The following is a 2,888-nucleotide window of genomic DNA, read 5'->3' as shown; positions in this document are numbered from 1 at the left end:
GTCGTGTACCGGGGCATCGCCCCAGGGCTTCTGCCCAGGTCCAATGGCAGTTCTTCCGACCCTGAAGAGAAAGATCGCCGCGCCCTGATTACGTTTTACGTCCTCAGCGCGGTCTTCGTGGTGCTCTTTTTCGGCTTTGGACTGGCCTATGGGCGTGGCACGCACATCACGATCGCGGACTACTGGCGATGGTTTGTCGTGCACATCTGGGTGGAAAGTATTTTTGAATTCTTCGGTGTGGGCGTCATTTCCCTGTTCCTTGTGACGCTCGGACTGGTGACAGCCGGTTCCGCCCTGCGGGTGGCCTATCTGACTGCCATCCTGGTCTTTCTGAGCGGCATCCCGGGCACCGCGCACCACTATTTCTGGTATGGAGGGCCGAGCTTCTGGCTGGCAATCGGGGGCGTGTTCAGCTCCCTGGAACCCGTGCCGCTCATTCTGCTCGTCGTTCGAGCCTGGATGGAATACAAGTCCATTCGCGACGCGGGACAGGAATTCCCCTATCGGTGGCCGCTGTATTTCCTGACCGCGTCCAGCTTTTGGAATTTCCTCGGTGCGGGAGTGTTTGGTTTCATCATCAACCTCCCCATCATCAACTACTATGAGCACGCCACTTATCTCACGAGCAATCACGGCCACACAGCCCTGTTTGGGGTGTACGGAATGCTGGCCATCGCTGTGATTCTCTTCTCGTGGAGAGGTCTGACGGAGAACAAGGCGTGGAACGACCGCATCCTCCAGATCAGTTTCTGGGGCTTGAACGGGGGATTGTTCCTGATGTTCCTCACTGGATTGTTGCCCATCGGCGTCATGCAGGTGTGGCATGCGTATGATAACGGTTTCTGGTGGGGACGCAGCGCAGCGTTTTATGAACTGCCCATCATTCAGACGCTGGGCAATCTGCGCATCATCCCGGACACCATCATCATTGTGGTGGGCGCGCTGCCGCTCTTGTATTTCCTGATCACCACCTACCCACGCCTTCGGAAGGTCCAGGGTTAAAATGCGGCGGCAGATCGACCCCTGACTGATTAGGGGTAAGAGTTGGCGACGGCCGCCGGGCGATCACCGGTCCGCTCGGCGGCCGTTTTTTAGAAACACATTCCTTTTCAGGCATCGCGATTCCGGAGCCGTTCCTCGGTCTGGGCGAGACGCTTGCTCTCAGCGCGAATCCGATGCTTGACCGAACTGGGGCACCGAACTACGGAGCGGCTCCAAGCGTCGCAGAAACGGCGAAGCATCCAAATAGAAAAATGTAACAGGTTTCCTCGTTTGCCTACGTCGACCGCGGAACGGCGCCTGATGGGGAACAGTTCTTTCGCGATCCATACGCCCCGAACTCGTAGGCGGCTTCAAACATGGCCACGATGTTCTCGGGTGGAACATCTGCCAGAATATTGTGGACCTGTTGAAAAACGAAACCGCCACCGGGCGCCAGAATCTCGATGAGATGCCTGACGTGTTCTTTGATTTGCGCCGGTGTGCTGAACGCCAGTGTTTGATGCGTGTCACATCCTCCCCCCCAGAATGTGATTCTTCCCCCGAAATCGCGTTTTAATCCCTCCGGATCCATACCCTTGCATGAAATCTGGACCGGGTTGATGGCATCCAGACCGGCGTCGATCAAGTCATCCAGGAGCTCGCGGACTCCTCCACAACAGTGCAGCATAACCTTGACGTCCGCCAGTTCTTTGGCGCGTTTCCACATTGCGGCATGACGGGGCTTGAAGAGTTCCCGATACATTTTGGGGGAGATCTGCGGTCCCGTCTGCATCCCGAGGTCGTCTCCGAAAACAATAATGTCGATCAAGCCGTCGAGGACGGGCAGCACGCGTTCCAGATTAGCCAGATGTGCCTCGGTGAGGCGATCCAGAACCCGTTCTGCCCTGGTTCGATCTCCGGCCAGGAGCATGTAAAAATTATCGTTGCGATAAAGGAATTGCCCGCATTCCAGGAGGTTCCCGCCGAACAAATAGAGAATGGCCCGATCTGTTTTCTGCCGGAGGCACTGGGCCCCTTTTTGGAGGCGTTCCAGGCCGCCCGGCCCTTCTACGATCGGCCCGGGAGGTGACGGAATCCCGCACCAGATCGTGTCCTTCAGGGCGTCTGCCGCCCTATCGGGATTGTCTTTTTCGGCAAAGGGCCAGTAGCACTGCTCGAAGTAGAGTGCTCCATCAGGCATCCGGCCGAGGATCCGCCCTGTCGGCCCGCGAAGGACCCACTCATTGTCATGTCGTTCAGGCACCGCCCAGTTGGGCATCTGACAGGGGGTTCCGTCAGGCAACACCCAGTCCACCCAGTACTCGGGTTCCTGGGCGAACGCGCGCCCCAGCTCGATCGTGTCCACGTGAAAAAGGTCGAGAATATCCTCATCAATCACAGCAAGTTGCTGGATAGGGTCATAGACCCGAATGGGGCGATCTGGAAGGCCCAGGAATTTCCTCAAGCGAGCGTAGGCAATCGCGGCGATGCCGGAAGAACGATGTCCTCCGAAGTCAATGGGCACCCGATCCGGTTCCTTGTGCTCCAGCGCCGTCAGCACGCGTTGACGAGGTGTCATAACCAGAGCCTCCCTTGGTCCACTCCCGGTTCATTTGTCAGACGGGGATTTCGGGGCACACCAGCGACCAGAAAAACCGGTTGCCATTTTAGCCAGTCCCGTTCCCCAAAAAAATGCCCTCCGGAAAAAGTTGCCGAGCGACCATTCGAGGACAGGCAGGACAAAGTGGACAATAGGGGAGGGGCCCAGTGGTGACGGGTGCCGCGCAACAAAGGCCCATTCGGGACGACGAATCAAGCCGCGTTGCGCGTCAATTCCTTTTGAAGGTTGGTTTCAGCGACGTCCCCAGGCGTTGCGCCCTTTTTGACCCGAGGCTGTTCCTTCCACC

The 2,888-nt window shown here is 57.7% G+C and carries 2 protein-coding genes; one reads left to right on the top strand and one right to left on the bottom strand.

Features of this window, described 5'->3' with window-relative positions:
* The coding region (locus H5U08_RS14645; protein ID WP_297034625.1) for a cbb3-type cytochrome c oxidase subunit I at positions 1–1,002 on the top strand (1,002 nt) is incomplete at its 5' end.
* Between the two features lie 274 nt (positions 1,003–1,276).
* Here the strand turns inward: H5U08_RS14645 and H5U08_RS14640 are convergent.
* Complete coding sequence (locus H5U08_RS14640; protein WP_297034622.1) at positions 1,277–2,560, bottom strand: uroporphyrinogen decarboxylase family protein; 1,284 nt, start codon at positions 2,558–2,560, stop codon at positions 1,277–1,279.
* Between the last annotated feature and the right edge of the window lie 328 nt (positions 2,561–2,888).

It is taken from the genome of Thermogutta sp. (genome assembly GCF_014359955.1).
Classification (GTDB): Bacteria; Planctomycetota; Planctomycetia; order Pirellulales; family Thermoguttaceae; genus Thermogutta.
The sequence above is the reverse complement of the archived record's forward strand: the minus strand, read 5'-3'. Positions and strand labels throughout refer to the sequence as shown.